This window comes from Kineococcus radiotolerans SRS30216 = ATCC BAA-149, from assembly GCF_000017305.1.
Taxonomy (GTDB): domain Bacteria; phylum Actinomycetota; class Actinomycetes; order Actinomycetales; family Kineococcaceae; genus Kineococcus; species Kineococcus radiotolerans.
Genome location: NC_009664.2, coordinates 3,942,411 through 3,959,850, shown reverse-complemented (window position 1 = coordinate 3,959,850; position 17,440 = coordinate 3,942,411). Strand labels below are relative to the sequence as shown.

General features: G+C 75.0%; 19 protein-coding genes. 4 read left to right on the top strand and 15 right to left on the bottom strand.

The features are described from left to right. Positions 1-13 precede the first annotated feature (13 nt). The 3 genes from KRAD_RS18835 to KRAD_RS18825 all read right to left on the bottom strand — a co-directional run bounded on the left by KRAD_RS18835 (position 14) and on the right by KRAD_RS18825 (position 1,498). Entirely contained in the window at positions 14-406 is a 393-nt protein-coding gene (locus KRAD_RS18835; protein ID WP_012087244.1) for a roadblock/LC7 domain-containing protein, read from the bottom strand. Beyond that, the gene (locus tag KRAD_RS18830) at positions 403-1,005 is read right to left on the bottom strand and encodes a GTP-binding protein (RefSeq protein WP_012087243.1); all 603 of its coding nucleotides are present in this window, start codon (positions 1,003-1,005) and stop codon (positions 403-405) included. Before KRAD_RS18830 ends, KRAD_RS18835 begins: the two co-directional genes overlap by 4 nt. Positions 1,006-1,129: 124 nt before the next feature. Next, positions 1,130-1,498, bottom strand: coding sequence for a hypothetical protein (locus tag KRAD_RS18825; RefSeq protein WP_012087242.1), 369 nt, complete (start codon positions 1,496-1,498; stop codon positions 1,130-1,132). 193 nt (positions 1,499-1,691) lie between these two features. Between KRAD_RS18825 and KRAD_RS18815 the strand changes: the two genes are divergently transcribed. After that, on the top strand, positions 1,692-2,378 hold the full coding sequence (locus tag KRAD_RS18815) for a pentapeptide repeat-containing protein (protein WP_049821285.1): 687 nt from the start codon (positions 1,692-1,694) through the stop codon (positions 2,376-2,378). Positions 2,379-2,381: 3 nt separating this feature from the next. Here KRAD_RS18815 and KRAD_RS18810 read toward each other — a convergent pair whose 3' ends face one another. Beyond that, positions 2,382-3,089 carry an MBL fold metallo-hydrolase gene (locus KRAD_RS18810; protein ID WP_041293524.1) on the bottom strand — a complete coding sequence of 236 codons (708 nt, stop codon included), beginning with the start codon at positions 3,087-3,089 and terminating at the stop codon, positions 2,382-2,384. 110 nt (positions 3,090-3,199) lie between these two features. On the opposite strand from KRAD_RS18810, the gene KRAD_RS18805 reads away from it, so the two are divergent. Together KRAD_RS18805 and KRAD_RS18800 are read left to right on the top strand one after the other, a co-directional pair. Beyond that, complete coding sequence (locus KRAD_RS18805; RefSeq protein ID WP_083782124.1) at positions 3,200-4,855, top strand: DUF349 domain-containing protein; 1,656 nt, start codon at positions 3,200-3,202, stop codon at positions 4,853-4,855. 62 nt (positions 4,856-4,917) lie between these two features. Then, positions 4,918-5,547 (top strand): hypothetical protein, encoded by a 630-nt coding sequence (locus KRAD_RS18800; protein WP_012087238.1) that lies wholly within the window; start codon positions 4,918-4,920, stop codon positions 5,545-5,547. Here KRAD_RS18800 and KRAD_RS18795 read toward each other — a convergent pair. From KRAD_RS18795 to ruvA, 7 genes are all read right to left on the bottom strand, one after another. Continuing rightward, complete coding sequence (locus tag KRAD_RS18795; protein ID WP_012087237.1) at positions 5,519-7,966, bottom strand: RelA/SpoT family protein; 2,448 nt, start codon at positions 7,964-7,966, stop codon at positions 5,519-5,521. The genes KRAD_RS18800 and KRAD_RS18795 overlap by 29 nt on opposite strands. 86 nt (positions 7,967-8,052) lie before the next feature. Then, positions 8,053-8,610 carry an adenine phosphoribosyltransferase gene (locus KRAD_RS18790; RefSeq protein WP_012087236.1) on the bottom strand — a complete coding sequence of 186 codons (558 nt, stop codon included), beginning with the start codon at positions 8,608-8,610 and terminating at the stop codon, positions 8,053-8,055. Then, positions 8,607-9,599, bottom strand: coding sequence for a protein translocase subunit SecF (gene secF / locus KRAD_RS18785; protein WP_012087235.1), 993 nt, complete (start codon positions 9,597-9,599; stop codon positions 8,607-8,609). The genes KRAD_RS18790 and secF overlap by 4 nt, the downstream gene beginning before the upstream one ends. Beyond that, complete coding sequence (gene secD, locus KRAD_RS18780; protein ID WP_203417607.1) at positions 9,599-11,554, bottom strand: protein translocase subunit SecD; 1,956 nt, start codon at positions 11,552-11,554, stop codon at positions 9,599-9,601. The genes secF and secD overlap by 1 nt, the downstream gene beginning before the upstream one ends. A gap of 193 nt (positions 11,555-11,747) precedes the next feature. Next, a complete protein-coding gene (gene yajC, locus KRAD_RS18775; RefSeq protein ID WP_012087233.1) occupies positions 11,748-12,146 on the bottom strand; it encodes a preprotein translocase subunit YajC in 399 nt (132 codons plus the stop codon). 184 nt (positions 12,147-12,330) lie between these two features. Further along, complete coding sequence (gene ruvB / locus KRAD_RS18770) at positions 12,331-13,398, bottom strand: Holliday junction branch migration DNA helicase RuvB (protein WP_012087232.1); 1,068 nt, start codon at positions 13,396-13,398, stop codon at positions 12,331-12,333. Further along, the gene (ruvA, locus tag KRAD_RS18765) at positions 13,398-14,015 is read right to left on the bottom strand and encodes a Holliday junction branch migration protein RuvA (protein WP_041292207.1); all 618 of its coding nucleotides are present in this window, start codon (positions 14,013-14,015) and stop codon (positions 13,398-13,400) included. The genes ruvB and ruvA overlap by 1 nt, the downstream gene beginning before the upstream one ends. Positions 14,016-14,122: 107 nt before the next feature. Here ruvA and KRAD_RS18760 point away from each other — a divergent pair, with 107 nt between their 5' ends. Continuing rightward, complete coding sequence (locus KRAD_RS18760) at positions 14,123-14,839, top strand: dienelactone hydrolase family protein (protein WP_041293517.1); 717 nt, start codon at positions 14,123-14,125, stop codon at positions 14,837-14,839. On the opposite strand, the gene ruvC is transcribed toward KRAD_RS18760, so the two are convergent. The 4 genes from ruvC to KRAD_RS18740 are packed head-to-tail and all read right to left on the bottom strand — an operon-like array spanning position 14,761 to position 17,434. Continuing rightward, positions 14,761-15,390, bottom strand: a complete 630-nt coding sequence (gene ruvC / locus KRAD_RS18755) for a crossover junction endodeoxyribonuclease RuvC (RefSeq protein ID WP_041292206.1) — start codon at positions 15,388-15,390, stop codon at positions 14,761-14,763. The genes KRAD_RS18760 and ruvC overlap by 79 nt on opposite strands. A 56-nt stretch (positions 15,391-15,446) precedes the next feature. Then, a complete protein-coding gene (locus tag KRAD_RS18750) occupies positions 15,447-16,208 on the bottom strand; it encodes a YebC/PmpR family DNA-binding transcriptional regulator (RefSeq protein WP_012087228.1) in 762 nt (253 codons plus the stop codon). Positions 16,209-16,262: 54 nt separating this feature from the next. Continuing rightward, positions 16,263-16,886, bottom strand: coding sequence for a pyridoxal 5'-phosphate synthase glutaminase subunit PdxT (gene pdxT / locus KRAD_RS18745; RefSeq protein ID WP_012087227.1), 624 nt, complete (start codon positions 16,884-16,886; stop codon positions 16,263-16,265). 23 nt (positions 16,887-16,909) lie between these two features. Further along, on the bottom strand, positions 16,910-17,434 hold the full coding sequence (locus KRAD_RS18740) for an NUDIX hydrolase (protein ID WP_012087226.1): 525 nt from the start codon (positions 17,432-17,434) through the stop codon (positions 16,910-16,912). Positions 17,435-17,440: the final 6 nt, after the last annotated feature.

Here is a 17,440-nt window from a genome sequence, read left to right as displayed (position 1 = left end):
GTCCGCGACGGCTTCAGCGCGCGCGGGCGACGGACGGCGCGCCGGTCTCGGCCCCGGCCAGCTCGGCCACCAGGCGCAGCGCGAGGCGGTCGAGCAGGACGAGGTTCACCGAGGGGTCGGTGACGACGGCGAGCACGTGGGTGGCGCCGACGGCGTAGACGGCGAGGCACCCGTCGGCGCCCTTGACCGTGGTGAGCAGGAAGGGGCCGAGGGCGTTGTCGGCGGCGGCGCGCTGGGCGATGCCGAGGACGGTGGCCACGACCGCCGCGGTGGACTCGTGGTCGCGCTCGGGGCCGTCGTCGTGGAAGGCGAGGCCGTCGGTGCGGGCGACGAGGACGCGCTGGACGCCGGGGATGTCGCGCCTGAGGGTGGTGCCGGCGCGGATCGCGTGCTGCTTCACGATCATGCTGGGACTCCGTCCGTGGTGGTCGTGCCGGCCCGGCGGTCCTCCAGCACGTGGACCCCGTCGAGCAGGACCCGCAGGACGGCGGTGCACTGGGCGAGGTCGCGCGGGTCGCAGGGGACCAGGGCCGAGGGGGAGGTGCCCAGGAGCTGGGCGAGCCGGCCGCGGGTGCCGGCCGGGTCGGCCCACCGGCTGACCGCGACGAGGCGGGGGGCGGTGGGGGCGATGCGCTGGAAGGTGGCGACGATCCCGGCGGCCTCGGTGACGCCGGCGGGGCGGCTGGCGTCGACGAGGACGAGGTAGCCGTCCATGTTCTGGGCGAGCAGCTCCCACACGAAGGCGAAGCGCTGCTGGCCGGGGGTGCCGAAGAGGTTGACCCTCGCCTCGGTCCACGCGGCGCCGGGCGCGGCGGGCACCGTGACGGTGGTGTGGTCCATCGCGACGGTCGTGGAGCCCTTGAGCGCCGCGGTCGCGTCGCTGACGCCGGTCTCGGTGGTGACCAGGGTCCCCCCGGCCAGGCCGGCGGTGACGGTGGCCGCGAACGTCGTCTTGCCCGCCCCGAAGGGCCCGGTCACGACGATCTTGCGGGGTGGCCTGCTCACGGGGCTCCTCCGGGCGCGTCGGCGCCGGGTCGCGGGGGTCTCGGGGTGCGGTGCGCGACGGCGGGCGGGCGGGGCCCGGGGGCCCGCCCGACCGCCGACGGGTGGTGCGGTGGTGCGGGTGGTCTCAGATGGCGAGGTCGCGCTCGAGGATCGTCAGCTGGCGGCGCGCCATGGCGAGGTTCGAGGAGTCCTTCTTGAGGACCAGGTACAGGAAGAGGCCCTGGCCGGACTGGGACTGGATGAGGCGGATCAGGTGGATCTGGGTGCCGAGGGTGATGAGGATGTCCTCGATCTGCTCGGACAGGCCCAGGCGCTGCATGGTGCGCAGCTTGGCGCGCACGACGTCGGTGTTGCCGGCGGCGGCGACGTCGAGGTCGAGGGCGCCGCCCCCGACCTGGCCGAGCGACATGCCCGACTCGTAGTCGACGAGGGCCGCGGCGGTGGCGCCGTCGATCTCGAGGCAGGCCTTCAGGGTCGCGTCGACGTTGGTCACGTCTGGTCCTTCCGTTCGTGGACGCGGCCGATCCGCGGTCCGGTGTCGTACCCCTAGGTGATCGACCGCCCGCGGTGGGACCTGAACCGTGCTCGGCGTGGCCAACGGGTGAACCTCGTTGCGCCGTACGGGGAGCCGGGCCCGGCCGCGGGCCGCGTTCCCGCCGCGGCGCGCGCTCGGGCACAGTGGCGCCGTGACGGAGGAGAGCGCCCGCGCCCGCCGGGACACCCCCGCGCCGCCCCGGCCGGACCTGTCCGCCGACGAGGGCGGGCTGGAACCCGCGGCGGTCCCGCCGCGCGCCGCGGCCACCCACGACGGGCTGCTGTTCGGCGGGGCCGCCGGCGGTGACCTCTCCGGCGTCGACGCGCGGGACGCGCGGTTCCTGGGCTGCGTGCTGAGCGAGGTCCGTGCCGACGGCCTCGCCCTGGCCGGGGCCCGCCTCGTCGACGTGCGGCTGGCGGCGGTGGCGGCGGCCGAGGCCCCGTGGCGCGCCGGCACGTGGCAGGACGTCGTCGTCGAGGACTGCCGGGTGGGGGCGCTGGACCTGTCGGGGGCGCGGTGGGCGCGGGTCGCGGTGCGCGGGGGCCGCTTCGACTTCGTGGACCTGCGCGGGGCGCAGCTGCACGACGTGACGTTCAGCGGCTGCGACCTGCGCGAGGTCGACCTCTCCGGCGCCGCCCTGACCCGGGTGCGGTTCGAGGACTGCCGGGTGGGGCACCTGGACGTGACCTCCGCCCGCCTCGACGGCGCCGACCTGACCGGGGCCGCCTTCGAGGCCCTCAGCGGCGTCGGCTCGCTGCGCGGTGCGCGCGTCAGCGAGGTCCAGCTCCTGCAGCTGGCCCCGCAGCTGGCCGGGCACCTCGGGCTGCGGGTGGGATGAGGCTCAGCCGCCGGTGAGCCCGGTGAACCCGCTCAGGCCGGCGAGCCGGCGCAGGTGGGGGTTGGTGGCGCGCTCGCGGGCGATGGTCGTGGCCGGGCCGTGGCCGGGGAGGACCTCGGTGGCGTCGTCCAGGGGCAGGACGCGGGTGAGCAGGCTGCGCAGCATGGCCCGGTGGTCCCCGCCGGGCAGGTCGGTGCGCCCGATGGAACCGGCGAAGAGGACGTCGCCGGACAGCAGCACGTCGGCCTCCCCGGGGCGCTGCACCGAGAACAGCACCGACCCCTCGGTGTGCCCCGGGGCGTGCGAGACGTCGATCGAGAGCCCCGCGACCCGCAGCGCCGCGCCGTCCTCCACGGTGACGACCTCGTCGGGTTCACGCCAGGTCACCGCGCCCGTCGTGGCCTCCAGCGCCGCGCGCAGCGGGGCACCGAGCCCGGCGAGCGGGTCGTGCAGGCGGTGGGCGTCGGCGGCGTGGATCGTCGCGGCCACCCCGTGGGCCCCGCAGACGGGGGTCACGGAGAAGGTGTGGTCCAGGTGGCCGTGGGTCAGCAGGACCGCGGCGGGCTTCAGCCGGTGCCGCCGCAGCACCTCCGCCAGCCGGTCGGCCACGTCGACCCCGGGGTCCACGACGACGCACTCCTCGCCCGCGGCGGGGGCGACGACGTAGCAGTTGGTCCCGAAGACGGTGGCCTCCACCGTGTCGATGAGCACGTCGAGCACCCTAGTGAGGGCTCCCCGAGCCCGCCCGGCCGTTCACCGCGCGCGCTCGGGAGGGGGCACGCCGTGACGGACCACGCCCTTCCGGGGCCGGGGGACCTAGAATGCGGCGGGTGACCGAGCAGCCCCAGGAGCCGGCGTCCCCCGTGGACGTGGCGGACACCGCGCAGACCCCCACCGAAGCGACCCCGGCGCAGCCGGAGCCGGCGGCCGAGGCGCCGTCGGAGCAGCAGCCCGAGGACCAGCCGCAGACCCCGGCGCAGCCCGAGGCCGGTGAGCCGGCGCAGGAGCCGACGGGGCAGGAGCCGGCCGAGCAGCCGGTGGCCGAGCAGCCGGTGGCCCCGGAGCCGGCCGGGCAGCAGCCGGCCGAGCAGTCGGTGCAGGCCGCCCCCGCGCCCGCCCCCCGTCCGGCGCCCGCCCCGCGCCCGGTCCCCCGTCCCGCCCCGGCGCCCACCGCCACCCCGGTCGCCGCCGAACCCGCTCCCGAGGTCGGGCACCTGACGTCGGTGGACCGCGCGGCCGCCGCCGCCTTCGGCCGCGTCGACGAGAACGGCACCGTGTGGGTGCGCCGCGCCGACGGCGAGCACGAGGTCGGCGCCTACCCCGACGCCAGCCCGGAGGAGGCGATCGCCTACTTCGTGCGCAAGTACGAGGAGGTCGTCGCCCAGGTCGACCTGTTCGACCAGCGGCTGCGCAGCACCGAGCTGGCCGGCAAGGACATCGTCGCCGGGGTCACCGCCCTGCGCACCGCGCTGGCCGAGACCCGCGCCGTGGGTGACCTCGACGCCCTCGCCGCCCGCGTGGAGGCGCTGGCGACCGTCGCCGACGAGGCCCGCGCCGCGGCCGACCGCGCCCGCGCCGCGCAGCGCGAGCAGCTGCGCGCTGCCCGGCTGGCCATCGTGGAGGAGGCCGAGCAGATCGCCGGCCAGGACCCGGAGAAGGTCCAGTGGCGCTCCTCCGGCGAGCGGCTGCGCGTGCTGTTCGAGGAGTGGAAGGCTGCCCAGCGCGAGGGCCGGCTGGACAAGCGCAGCGAGGACGAGCTGTGGAAGCGCTTCAGCCACGCCCGCAGCGCCTTCGACAAGATGCGCCGGCACCACTTCGCCGCCCTCGGTGAGCAGCGGACCACCATCCGCTCCGAGAAGGAGGCGCTGGTCGCCGAGGCCGAGCAGCTGTCCACCTCCACCGACTGGCGCGGCACGACCAACGCCTACCGCGCCCTGATGGACCGCTGGAAGGCGGCGGGCCGGCTCGGGCGCAAGGACGACGACGCGTTGTGGGACCGCTTCCGCGCCGCCCAGGACGTCTTCTTCGCCGCGCGCACGGCCGCCAACGAGGAGGTCGACGAGGAGTTCCGCGAGAACCTCGCGGTGAAGGAGCAGCTGCTCGTCGAGGCCGAGGCGCTGCTGCCGATCAAGGACCTCAACGCCGCGAAGAAGGTGCTCAACGGCATCCAGGACCGCTGGGAGGCCGCCGGCAAGGTGCCGCGCGCCGACATGGGCCGGGTCGAGGGCCGGCTGCGGGCGGTGGAGACCGCCGTGCGCGACGCCGAGCAGGCGCGCTGGTCCCGGTCCAACCCCGAGGCCCAGGCCCGCGCGGGCGGGCTGGCCAGCCAGCTCGAGAACGCCATCCGCGACCTCGAGGCCGACGTCGAGAAGGCCCGCGCCAGCGGCGACACCCGGGCGCTGTCCCGGGCCGAGGAGGCCCTGCGGGCGCGCCGGGCGTGGCTCGACGCCGCGCAGGCCGCGCTGCGCGACGCCTGAGCTGTCCACAGGTCCGGCCGGGCCGTCGCGCACGCACCCCACCGCGGTGTGGACTGGGGCGCGTGCGCGACGACTGGCTGACCGGGGTGCTCTCCCGCGGGACGGGCACCCCCACCGACCTCCCCTGGCGGCCGCGGGGGCGGGCCGAGGCGGCTGAGGCCGACCGGGAGGTCCGCGAGGGTCTCCTGCAACGGGTCGTCGGGGACGTCGTCGTCGCCGGCGACGTGCCCCTGGACACCGCCCTGCGCGCCCGGGCCCTGGCCCTGCTCGTGCCCGCCGGGTCGGTCGTCCTCGCCGACGCCGCGGCCTGGGTCCACCTCGGCCCGCCGCTGACCTCCCCCCGGGAGGTGCGCGTGGCCGGGACCCGGTTGCCCGACGTGGGCTCCCCCGCCCCGCTGCGGGTGAGCTTCTCCCGGGTCCGGCCCGCCGTCGACGAGCTGCACGAGGTCGCCGGCCTGACCCTCACCGGCCCGGCCCGGACCCTGCTCGACGTCGCCGCCGCCCAGCCGCACCGGGCGGCGTGGCTGCGGGAGCGGATGCTCGCCGCGGGCCTGCTGGTCGAGGGGGACGTCCGCGCCGCCAGCGACCGCGCCCGGGGCCGCGGGGGCGTGCGGACGGCCCGCCGGGCCCTGGGCCTGCCCCGCGCGCCGGGCCCGGCGGCCCTCAGCCCTTCGTCGGTCGCGACGCCATGACGCGGTAGGCGTCGAAGACGCCGTCGACCCGCCGCACCGCGTTGAGCACCTGGTTGAGGTGGTTCGGCTCGGCCATCTCGAAGGAGAACTTCGACAGGGCCACCCGGTCCCGGCTGGTGGACACCGTCGCGGACAGGATGTTGACGTGGTTGTCGGAGAGGACCCGCGTGACGTCGGAGAGCAACCGGGCCCGGTCCAGCGCCTCCACCTGGATCTGCACCAGGAACAGGCGGGTCTGGCCGGTGGCGATGGCCGAGGCCCACTGCACGTCCACGATGCGCTCGGGCTCGTTGCGCAGCATCGTCACGTTCTCGCAGTCCTCGCGGTGCACCGAGACCCCGGCGCCGCGGGTGACGAACCCGACGATCGGGTCCTGCGGGACGGGGGTGCAGCAGCGGGCGAGCTTGACCCAGACGTCCTCCGCGCCCGCGACGACGACCCCGGCGTCGCTGCTGGTGCGGGTGGGCCGGGTCTGACCCGGGGTGGTGGCCTCGGCGAGGTCCTCCTCGACGGCGGCCTCCCCCCCGACGGCCGCGATGAGCTTCTCCACGACGTGCGCGGCGGAGACGTGGCGCTCGCCGACGGCGGCGTAGAGGGCCGAGACGTCGGGGTGGTTCAGCTCGCGGGCGACGACGAGGAGGGAGTCGTGGGAGAGCAGGCGCTGCAGCGGGAGGTGCTGCTTGCGCATCGCGCGGGCGATCTCGTCCTTGCCGTCCTCGATCGCCTCCTCCCGCCGCTCCTTGGAGAAGTACTGCTTGATCTTGTTGCGCGCCCGGGGGCTCTTGACGAACTGCAGCCAGTCCCGGCTGGGGCCGGCCCCGTCGGCCTTGGACGTGAAGATCTCCACCAGGTCGCCGTTGTCCAGGGTGGACTCCAGCGGCACGAGGCGGCCGTTGACCCGCGCCCCCATCGTGCGGTGCCCGACCTCGGTGTGGACGGCGTAGGCGAAATCGACCGGGGTGGACCCCGCGGGCAGCTCCTGGACGTCGCCCTTCGGGGTGAAGACGAACACCTGGCCGGCGTTGATCTCCCAGCGCAGGTCGTCGAGGAAGTCGCTGGAGGCGGACTCCCGCTGCCAGTCGACGACGGCCTTGAGCCAGTCCATCTCGTTCTGGACCCCGCCGCCGCCGCTGGCGTTGGGGTCGTCCTTGTACTTCCAGTGCGCCGCGACGCCGTACTCGGCGCGCTGGTGCATGTTGTGGGTCCGGATCTGGATCTCCACGGGCTTGCCCTCGGGCCCGATGACCGTCGTGTGCAGCGACTGGTACATGTTGAACTTGGGCATCGCGATGTAGTCCTTGAACCGGCCCGGGACCGGGTTCCAGCGCGCGTGCAGCGCACCGAGGACGGCGTAGCAGTCGCGCACGGAGTCGACGAGGACGCGCACGCCGACGAGGTCGTAGATCTCGGCGAAGTCGCGGCCGCGGACGATCATCTTCTGGTAGATCGAGTAGTAGTGCTTGGGCCGCCCGGTGACCGTGGCGCGCACCCGCGCGCTCTTGAGGTCGTCCTCGATCTGCGCCCGCACGCCCTGCAGGTACTCCTCGCGGGCGGGGGCGCGGTCGGCCACCAGCCGCACGATCTCGTCGAACACCTTGGGGTAGACCGTCGCGAAGGACAGGTCCTCCAGCTCCCACTTGATGGTGTTCATGCCCAGCCGGTGCGCCAGCGGGGCGTAGATCTCCAGCGTCTCGCGGGCCTTCTTCTCCGCCGAGGACGCCGAGACGTAGCGCCAGGTGCGGGCGTTGTGGAGGCGGTCGGCGAGCTTGATGACCAGGACCCGGATGTCCTTGGCCATCGCGACGATCATCTTGCGGACGGTCTCGGCCTGCGCCGCGTCGCCGTAGGTGACCTTGTCGAGCTTGGTGACGCCGTCGACGAGCAGGGCGATCTCGTCGCCGAACTCGGCGCGCAGCGTGGCGAGGGTGTAGTCGGTGTCCTCGACGGTGTCGTGCAGCAGGGCCGCCGCCAGCGTCGAGGGCGTCATGCCCAGCTCGGCGAGGATCGTGGCCACCGCGACGGGGTGGGTGATGTAGGGGTCACCGCTCTTGCGGCGCTGGCCGTCGTGGGCGCGCTCGGCGCGCTCGAAGGCCTTCTCCACGACGGACAGGTCCGCCTTGGGGTGGGTGTTGGAGACCGTGCGCAGCAGCGGTTCCAGCACCGGGGAGACGCTCTGCTGCCGGTGCTGCCCGAAGCGGGCGAGGCGGGAGAGCATCCGCCCGGCGGTGACGGGGCCGGTGTGGGCCTCGGTGCCGCGCCGGCGTTCGGGGCCGTTGGGCCGCCCCGAGGCGGGCCGCCGCTGCGGGGCGGGCGCGGGGACCACCTGGCCCTGCACCGCGGCGGGACCGCCCGTGGGCTCGGTTCCCGGCGCCTCGGGCGCAGTCGTGGCGGTGACGTGCGTCTCGCTGCCGTCGGCCATGTCGCCCCTCCGTTCGTTCCGGTGCCCAGTCTAGGTCGCGCGCGCTCGCGCCGCGGCACGACCGGCGGACCGGGCCCGGACCGGGCTCAGGTCTGGGTGTGCAGCGCCACGACCGGCCGGTCCCCCAGCCGGGGGCGGCCGCCGAGGGGGGCGAGCTCGAGCAGGACGGCCAGGGCCACGACCTGCGCCCCGGCCTCCTCCAGCAGTTCGCAGGCCGCGCGCGCGGTGCCGCCGGTGGCGAGGACGTCGTCGACGACGAGGACCCGCTCGCCCGCTCCGACCGTCCCGGCCGACAGCTCCAGGGCCGCGGTGCCGTACTCGAGGGCGTACTCCCGCCGCAGGACGGGGGCGGGCAGCTTCCCGGCCTTGCGCACGGGCCAGAACCCCAGCCCGGCCCGTTCCGCCGCGGGGGCGGCGAGCATGAACCCGCGGGCCTCGATCCCCGCCACCGCGCTCGCCCCGCTCGCCCGGGCCAGCGCCGCCAGCGCCTCGACGACGGTGGCGAAGGCGCGGGCGTCGGCCAGCAGCGGGGTGATGTCCTTGAAGACCACGCCCGGCTGGGGGAAGTCCACCACGTCGCGGAACCCCGCGACGACGGTGGCCGCGACGCGCTCGGCGTCGGGCACGACGAGCAGGTCGCTCACACCGCACCGCCCGCGGTCACCGCGGTGGCCCCGGCCCCGTCGCGGACCGCGCGGTCCAGCTCCTGGACCTTGGCCTCGCGCGAGCGCAGCGCCGCGAGCAGCGGGGTCGCGACGAAGATCGAGGAGTAGGCGCCGACGAGCATGCCGACGAAGAGGGCGAGGCTGATGTCGCGCAGCGTCCCGGCCCCCAGCAGCAGGTCGCCGATGAAGAGGATGGCCGCCACCGGCAGCAGCGCGACGACGGTCGTGTTGACCGACCGGACGACGGTCTGGTTGATCGCGAGGTTCGCGGCGTCGCGGAACGTGCGGTCCTTCTTCGCGAAGGCGGCCTCGGTGTTCTCCCGGACCTTGTCGAAGACCACGACGGTGTCGTACAGGGAGTACCCGAGGATCGTGAGGAACCCGATGACCGAGGCCGGGGTGACCTCGAACCCGACGAGGGCGTACACCCCGGCGGTGATGATGAGGTCGTGGAACAGCGCCACCAGGGAGGCCACGGCCATCGTCCACGCCCGGAAGTACAGCGTCATGACGATGGAGACGATGACGAGGAACACCACCAGGCCGGTGAGGGCCTTGTCGGTGACGTCCTGGCCCCAGCTGGGGCCGATGCTCGAGGAGGTCACGGCGGTGTCGGGCACCCCGAGCCGCTCGACGAGCCCGGAACGGATCTCGTCCAGCTCCCCGGTCGTGACGGTCTCGGTCTGGACCCGGACCCCGTCGGAGCCGACGGTGGTCACGGTGGGGACGGTGCCGGGCAGGACCGACTCCACCGCCTCGCGCGCGGCGTCCACGTCGGAGGACCCGGTGACCCGGAACTCCGACCCGCCCTCGAACTCGATGCCGTAGGTGAGACCGGGCTTGACGAGCAGCACCGCCGAGACCAGCACGAGGACGGCGGCGATGAGGAACCACAGCTTGCGGCGGCCCACGAAGTCGAAGGAGGACTCACCGGTGTAGAGCCGGTTGCCCAGTTGCGCCATGCCCATCAGGAACCCGCCCCGTCCTCGTCCCGACCGGTCGTCCGGTCGGCCTCGTCCTGACCTCCACCCGCTCCCGCGGCGCTGCGGGCCTTCTCGCGCTCCGCGGCCCGCAGCTCGGCCACCGTGGGCCGGCGCTCACCGCGGTGCAGCGCGTGCCGCGCCACGACCGACCCGAGGTGCTCGGGGTCGAACCCGGACCACTTGTGCCCGCCGCCGAAGAACTTCGTCCGCGCCAGCAGCGCGACCACGGGGTGGGTGAAGAGCACGACGATGAGGACGTCGATGATCGTCGTGATGCCGAGGGTGTACGCGAACCCGCGGACGTTGCCGACGGCGAGGACGTAGAGCACGACCGCCGAGAGCAGGCTGACGGCGTCGGAGACGAGGATCGTGCGCCGGGCGCGGTGCCAGCCGGCCTCGACGGCGGAGGACAGGATGCGCCCGTCGCGGATCTCGTCGCGCACGCGCTCGAAGAACAGGATGAACGAGTCGGCGGTGACGCCGATGGCGACGATGAGGCCGGCGATCCCGGCCAGGCTGAGCCGGAAGCCCTGCAGCCAGCTCAACAGGAGCAGGACCCCGTAGTTCAGGGCCGCGGCCAGCAGCAGGCTGCCGATCGTGACCAGACCCAGGGCGCGGTACTGCACGAGGGAGTAGGCCACGACGAGGACGAGGCCGACGATGCCGGCGATGAGGCCGTTGCGCAGCTGCTCCGAGCCCAGCGTGGCGGAGACCTGGTCCTCGGTCTGCACCGTGAAGGACACCGGCAGCGCGCCGAACTGCAGCTGCTGGGCCAGCGCCTCGGCGCTCTCGCGGGTGAAGTCGCCCTCGATGTCGACGTCGGCGCCGAAGCGCTGGTCGACGCTGGGGGCGGTGACGACGAGACCGTCGAGGACGGCCGCGAACTGGTTGCGCGGCGGTTCGAGGGTGGAGATGCGGGTCGTGAGGGCGGAGAACGCGTCGGCGCCGGGGCCGTTGAACTTCAGCCGCACCACCCAGGCGCCGGTGTTGAACCCCTGGCTGTTCGTCGCCTGCGCGGAGACGGCGCTGGTGAGGTCGGTCCCCTCGAGCTCGGCCGGGCCGAGGACGTACTTCGTGAGCCCGTCCTGGCTGCAGGTGACCAGCGGCCGGGCCGGGTCGTCGACGACGCCGCCGGAGCGCTGGGCGGGGTCGGAGCAGTCGAGGTTGGCGTACACCGCGGCGAGGTCGGGGGTGGAGAGCCAGCTCTGGTCGCTGGCGTCGGTGGGCGCCGGCGAAGAGGTGCCGGTGGGCTGCCCCGGCCCGGGCGTGGCCGCGGGTGTGGCGAGCTCGGCCAGCGAGGGCGGGGTCGTCGCGGGGGCGGGCTCGGCCGGGGCGGGCTCGGCGGGCGCCGGCTCGGCGGGCGCGGTGGTGGCGGTGCCCGCGGCCTGCAGGGCGGCCGGGGCCGCGGCGCCGTCGGCGCTCTGCGTCGGCGAGGCCGTCGCGCCGTCGGTCGGGGTCGCGCCGTCGGTCGGGGTCGCGCCGTCGGTCGGGGTCGCGCCGTCGGTCGGGGTCGCGGTCGCGCCGTCGGTGGGGGTGGCCCCGTCCGTCGGTGCAGCGCTGGCCCCGTCGGTGGGGGTCGGCGCGGCCGGGGGCGTCACGGGCTCGGCGTAGAGCACGACGCGCATCCGCAGCTGGGCGGACTGCGAGATGAGGTCCAGCTGCTCGCGGGTGGCCTGGCCGGGGATGGAGACGGAGATGTTCTGCCCGCCCTGGACCTGCACCTCGGTCTCGCTCAGCCCGGTCGCGTCGACGCGCTGGCGGATGATGTCCGCCGCCCGCTGCACCTGCTCGGGGGGGACCGTCCCCCCGGCGGTGGCGCGGGGGGTGAGCACGACCTGTGTCCCGCCCTCGAGGTCGAGCGCCAGTCCCGGCGACCACTTCGCGGTGCTCCAGATCGACCCCGCGCCCACCGCGGCGAACAGCGCCACGACGACGAGCACGAGCGCCGCGAGGGTGCGGCCCGGACGGGGTCGACGGATGGGGGCGCCGCGGCGCACACGTGGGGGCCCGCTGGGCGCGGGGGGCCGGTCGTTGGACACTCAATACCTCGGGACGGCGCTCACCGAGTGGCGGATGCCACCCGGTCAGCGCAAGCTTGTCACTGCTCGTGGACGACTGCTGTCTTACCAGTAATCACTGTGAACGGGTGGCACCGCCCGTGCCGTCGTCACCGCGCTGCACCGGGCTCGCCGCGGGACCCGGGACGTCCTCCGCGGTCTTCTCGAAGCTCAGGGCGTCCCCGCCCGCCCCGGCCGGCTCCACCGTCGGCCCGGAGGCCGTCACCACGCGGGCCACGGCCCGCCGGGTCCAGCGGGTCCGCAGACCCGGGGCGATCTCGAGGACCACCACGTCCCCGTCGATCGACACGACCGTCCCGAACATGCCGGAGGTCGTCATGACCTCCGCGCCCGGGGCGACGCTGTTCTGCATCTGCTGCTGCGCCTTCTGCTGCTTGCGCGTCCGGCTGAACATGAACACCAGCAGGGCGACCATGATCAGCAGGAAGATCAGCTGGCTGTTGCCACCACCCACGACAATCCCTCTCCGCACCGGCGGGATCGACGACTCACCGGTGCCTGCGCCGACCGGTGCCGGCACGGCCGGGCCAACGCGGGGACGTCCTGCCAGGTTCCGCAGGGACCCGCCCGGGACCGACTCGCCGGGGAAGTCTAGGGGTTCACCCGTCCGGCCCTCGCCCCCGCCGGGCCGTCGGTGCTCAGGAGTCCTCCGCGCCCGGCGCGTCCTCGGCGTCGAGGGGCAGCTGCCACGCCGCCCCCACCGGGGCGTCGCGCGGCGGGGTGAGCCCGAGGTGCGCCCAGGTGTCCGGCAGCGCGATGCGCCCGCGCGGGGTGCGTCCCAGCAGCCCCTCGCGGACCAGGAAGGGCTCGGCGACGGTCTCGACCGTCTCGGCCTCCTCCCCCACGACGACCGCCAGCGTCGACAACCCCACCGGACCGCCGCCGAAGCGGCGGCACAACGCGTCCAGCACGGCCCGGTCGAGGCGGTCCAGGCCGCGCTCGTCGACCTCGTACACCTCCAGCGCGGCGCGGGCGGCGTGGCGGTCGACGATCCCCGACCCGCGGACCTGCGCCCAGTCCCGGACCCGGCGCAGCAGCCGGTTGGCGATGCGCGGGGTCCCCCGCGAACGCCCGCCGATCTCCGCCGCGCCCTCGGCCGTCAGCTGCACCCCGAGCAGCGAGGCGCTGCGCCGCAGCACCTTCACCAGCTCCTCGGGGGTGTAGAAGTCGAGGTAGCCGGTGAAGCCGAAGCGGTCGCGCAGCGGGGCGGGCAGCAGCCCGGCGCGCGTGGTGGCCCCGACGAGGGTGAACTTCGGCAGCTCCAGCGGGATCGCCGTCGCGCCGGGGCCCTTGCCCACGACGACGTCGACGCGGTAGTCCTCCATCGCGATGTAGAGCATCTCCTCCGCAGGGCGCGCCATGCGGTGGATCTCGTCGAGGAAGAGGACCTCCCCCTCGTCGAGGGAGCTGAGCACGGCCGCGAGGTCGCCCGCGTGCTGGATCGCCGGGCCGCTGGACTGGCGCAGCGGCGCCCCCATCTCGGAGGCGACGATCATCGCCAGCGTCGTCTTGCCCAGCCCGGGCGGACCGGAGAACAGGACGTGGTCGCTGGGCATCCCCCGCGCCTTGGCGGCGTCGAGGACCAGGGCGAGCTGCTCGCGCACGACCTTCTGCCCGACGAACTCGTCGAGGCCGTGCGGACGCAGCGCCGACTCGGCCGCGCGTTCGCGCTCGTCGGCGCCGGTGGTCACCAGCCGGTCCTCCATCAGCGACCCGACAGGTGGCGCAGCGCGGCCCGCAGGGTCGCCGCGACGTCGAGGTCGTCGGCGGCGCCCGCGTCCGGGGTGGCTCCGACGACGACGTCCACGACGTCCCCGGCGTGCTTGAGGGGGTACCCGAGCCCGACGAGGGCCTCGACGACCTGCTCGCGGCGGGCGTCGCCGGCGCTGAGCGGGGCCGCCACCGGTGCGGCCGTCCCCGACGGCGGACCGAGCCGGTCCCCCAGCTCCAGGCAGATGCGCTGGGCGGTCTTCTTGCCGATGCCGGGCACCCGCACCAGCGCGGCGTGGTCCTCGGCGGCCACTGCGGCGCGGATGCCGTCGGGGCGGTGCACGGCGAGCATGGCCAGCGCCATCCTCGGGCCCACCCCCGAAGCGGTCTGGACGATCTCGAAGACCTCCTTCTCGTCCGCGTCGGCGAAGCCGAACAGCGTCAGCGAGTCCTCGCGCACCACGAGGGTGGTGTGCAGCAGCGCCTCCTGCCCGACCCGCAGCCCGGCCAGCGTCGCCGGGGCGGCCAGGACGAGCATCCCGACGCCGCCGACCTCCACGACCGCCGAGTCCAGCCGCACCGCGAGCACCTGCCCGCGCACCGACGCGATCACACGACCCTCCACCCACGCACGACGAACACTCGTTCGAGAGGCTAGACGGCACCCCGGACACGACCCCCGCAGGCGCGCCGCACGGGCTGCGGGTGCAGAGTGCGGACGTGACCCACGAACAGCACGAGAACCCCCTCCAGAACGTCACCTTCGACGCCCCCGGCACCGAGACCGGCCACGCCCACGGCTACCTGCGCGTCCCCGGCTCCGGCACCGGGCCCGGCGTCGTCGTCGTGCAGGAGTGGTGGGGCCTGACCGACCAGGTCGCCGGTGTCGTGGACCGCCTGGCCGCCGAGGGCTTCGTCGCCCTGGCCCCCGACCTCTACGGCGGGCGCACCACCCACGACTCCGAGGAGGCGTTCCGGTTCATGCAGGAGCTGCCGCCCGAGCGCGCCGCCCGCGACCTCGCCGGCGCCGTGACGTACCTGCTGGAGCGCCCGGAGACCACCTCGGCCGCGGTCGGGGCCGTCGGCTTCTGCATGGGCGGCGCGTTCGTCCTGGCCCTGGCCGCCCAGCAGGGCGAGCGGATCGCCGCGGCCGTGCCCTGGTACGGGATCCCGGGCGCGGACACCGACTACTCGGGGCTGCGGGCGGCGGTCCTGGGCCACTACGGCGAGGAGGACACCTCGGTGCCGCTGGAGGGCGTGCAGGCCACCGAGGCGCGGATCCGGGAGCAGGCCGGCGTCGAGGTGACGATGGAGGTCTACCCGGCCCCGCACGCCTTCTACAACGACGAGCGGCCCAACTACCGGGCGGAGTCCGCCGAGCTGGCCTGGGGCCGCACGACGGCCTTCCTGCGCGGGCGCTTGGCCCCCCGGGCCTGAGCCTCGGCCTCCGCGTAGGCGTTGCGCCGCCCGGTCACCAGCGCGGTGTGGGCGGCGGCCTCCAGGCGGGAGGTCCCGCCCCCGCGCCAGAGGTGGCACAGGGCCAGCGCGAGGGCGTCGGCGGCGTCGGCGGGACGGGGCGGGGCGTCGAGACCGAGGATGCGGGTAACCATGACCGTCACCTGCTCCTTCTCGGCCCGCCCCGACCCGGTCACCGCGGCCTTCACCTCGCTGGGGGTGTGCATCGCCACCGGCAGCCCGCGCCGGGCGGCGGCCACCAGGACCAGCCCCGCGGCCTGGGCGGTGCCCATCACCGAGCGCACGTTGGACTGGGCGAAGACCCGCTCGACGGCGACCACGTCGGGGCGGTGGGCGTCCAGCCACTCCTCCAGCCCCTCGCTGATGGCCAGCAGGCGGGCCTCGACGGGATCGGTCGCCGGGGTGCGCACCACCCCGACGGCCACCAGCTCGGCCCGGCGGCCGACGCGCACGGAGTCGATCACCCCGATCCCGCACCGGGTCAGCCCGGGGTCCACCGCCAGCACGCGCACGGCCCCACGATCGCACGTGGCGGTCGCGGGGCCGTGGAGCGCGGGCCGGAGGGGGGTCAGGCGTCCTCGAGGGCCGCCATGACGTCGTCGGACACGTCGTAGTTGGCGAAGACGTTCTGGACGTCGTCGCAGTCGTCGAGGGCGTCGATGAGCCGGAAGACCTTCGTGGCCCCCTCGGCGTCGAGCGGGACCTCGACGCTGGGCACGAAGCTGGCCTCGGCGGAGTCGTACTCGATGCCCGCGGCCTTCAGCGCGTCGCGCACGGCCGCCAGGTCGGTGGCCTCGCTGATGACCTCGAAGGTGTCGCCCTGGTCGCTGACCTCCTCGGCCCCGGCGTCGAGCACCGCCCCGAGGACGTCGTCCTCGGTGAGGTCGGTCCCCTCCTTGCCGATGACGACGACGCCCTTGCGGCTGAACATGTAGGCCACCGACCCCGGGTCGGCGAGGGAGCCGCCGTTGCGGGTCATCGCCGTGCGGACCTCCATGGCCGCGCGGTTCTTGTTGTCGGTGAGGCACTCCACCAGCAGCGCCACGCCGTTCGGGCCGTAGCCCTCGTACATGATCGTCTGCCAGTCCGCGCCGCCGGCCTCGGCACCGGAGCCGCGCTTGACGGCGCGGTCGATGTTGTCGGCGGGGACCGAGGTCTTCTTCGCCTTCTGGATGGCGTCGAAGAGCGTCGGGTTGCCCGAGACGTCACCGCCGCCCGTGCGGGCCGCGACCTCGATGTTCTTGATGAGCCGGGCGAAGCTCTTGGCCCGCTTGGCGTCGACGACGGCCTTCTTGTGCTTGGTCGTCGCCCACTTGGAGTGGCCGGACATCCTGGTTCCCTCCGCCGTTGCTCTGCTCTGCGAATAACCTCTGTGGGCGACAGCTCAACCCGCAACGCGCTCGCGGACCACGTCCACGAAGTAGCGGTGCACCCGGTCGTCCCCGGTGATCTCCGGGTGGAAGGACGTGGCCAGCAGATCGCCCTGTCGCACGGCGACGATCCTACCCGCGGCGGGCCCGGAGCCCAGTCGGGCGAGCACCCGGACCTCCTCCCCGGCCTCCTCGACCCACGGCGCCCGGATGAAGATCCCCTCCACCGGCGGCCCGCCCCGGGTGATCTCCGGCAGCGGGAGGTCCTCCTCCCAGGAGTCGACCTGGCGCCCGAAGGCGTTGCGGCGCACGGTGACGTCCAGACCGCCCAGGGTCTGCTGGTCCGGCGCCCCGTCCAGGACCCGGTCGGCCAGCAGGATCATGCCGGCGCAGGAGCCGTAGACGGGCAGCCCCTCCGCGATGCGCTCGCGCAGGACCTCGCGCAGCTCGAAGACCCGCAGCAGCCGGTCGATCGTCGTGGACTCCCCGCCGGGCAGGACGAGCCCGTCGACGCCGCGCAGCTCCGCGACCCGGCGGACGGTGACCGCGCGCGCCCCGCCGGCCTCCAGGGCCGCCACGTGCTCGCGGACGTCGCCCTGCAGGGCGAGGACACCGATCGTGGGGGCGGGGCTGGTCACCGCGGAAGCGTAGGGGGCCGCGCTCAGTCGATCGTCACGGGGTCGCCGGACCAGACCACCGGCAGCCGGGCGAGGAGGCCCACCAGGTCGGGGGGGTAGAAGGTCACCCCCGTCGCGGCCAGGTCCGCCGGGTCCCACCACCGCCACTGCGAGACCGACGCGCGCTCCAGCTCGGTCCACCCGCTGTCGTCCACGACGAGCCCCGCCCCGACGCGGTGGACGAAGAAGTCCTCCTCCTGGCGGCAGCGGGCGCCGAGGAAGTCGAACTCCGCGCTGCGCCGCCACACCGGGCCCTGCAGCCGCGCGGGGTCGAGCACGAGGCCGGTCTCCTCGCGCAGCTCGCGCACCGCCGCCACCCGGGCGTCCTCGTCCCGGGCGCGGCCGCCGCCGACGGTGAACCACCAGTCGGTGCCGGGACGGGCGGGGTCGGTCCCGCGCAGCAGCAGGACGCGTCCCGCGTCGTCGAGGAGGACGACGCGGGACGCGCTGCGGGTGCGGAGGCCGTCGGGGCCGTGCCCCCACTCCGGACCCAGGGGGTCGTGGCTCACGCGGGG

Bases quoted from the DNA above. Each gene is read 5' to 3' on its own strand.
- KRAD_RS18835 (WP_012087244.1), bottom strand. From the start codon at position 406: ATGATCGTGAAGCAGCACGCGATCCGCGCCGGCACCACCCTCAGGCGC.
- ruvB (WP_012087232.1), bottom strand. From the start codon at position 13,398: ATGGAGGACCGGCTGGTGACCACCGGCGCCGACGAGCGCGAACGCGCG.
- KRAD_RS18805 (WP_083782124.1), top strand. From the start codon at position 3,200: ATGCGGCGGGTGACCGAGCAGCCCCAGGAGCCGGCGTCCCCCGTGGAC.
- KRAD_RS18795 (WP_012087237.1), bottom strand. From the start codon at position 7,966: ATGGCCGACGGCAGCGAGACGCACGTCACCGCCACGACTGCGCCCGAG.
- secF (WP_012087235.1), bottom strand. From the start codon at position 9,599: ATGGGCATGGCGCAACTGGGCAACCGGCTCTACACCGGTGAGTCCTCC.
- KRAD_RS18750 (WP_012087228.1), bottom strand. From the start codon at position 16,208: ATGTCCGGCCACTCCAAGTGGGCGACGACCAAGCACAAGAAGGCCGTC.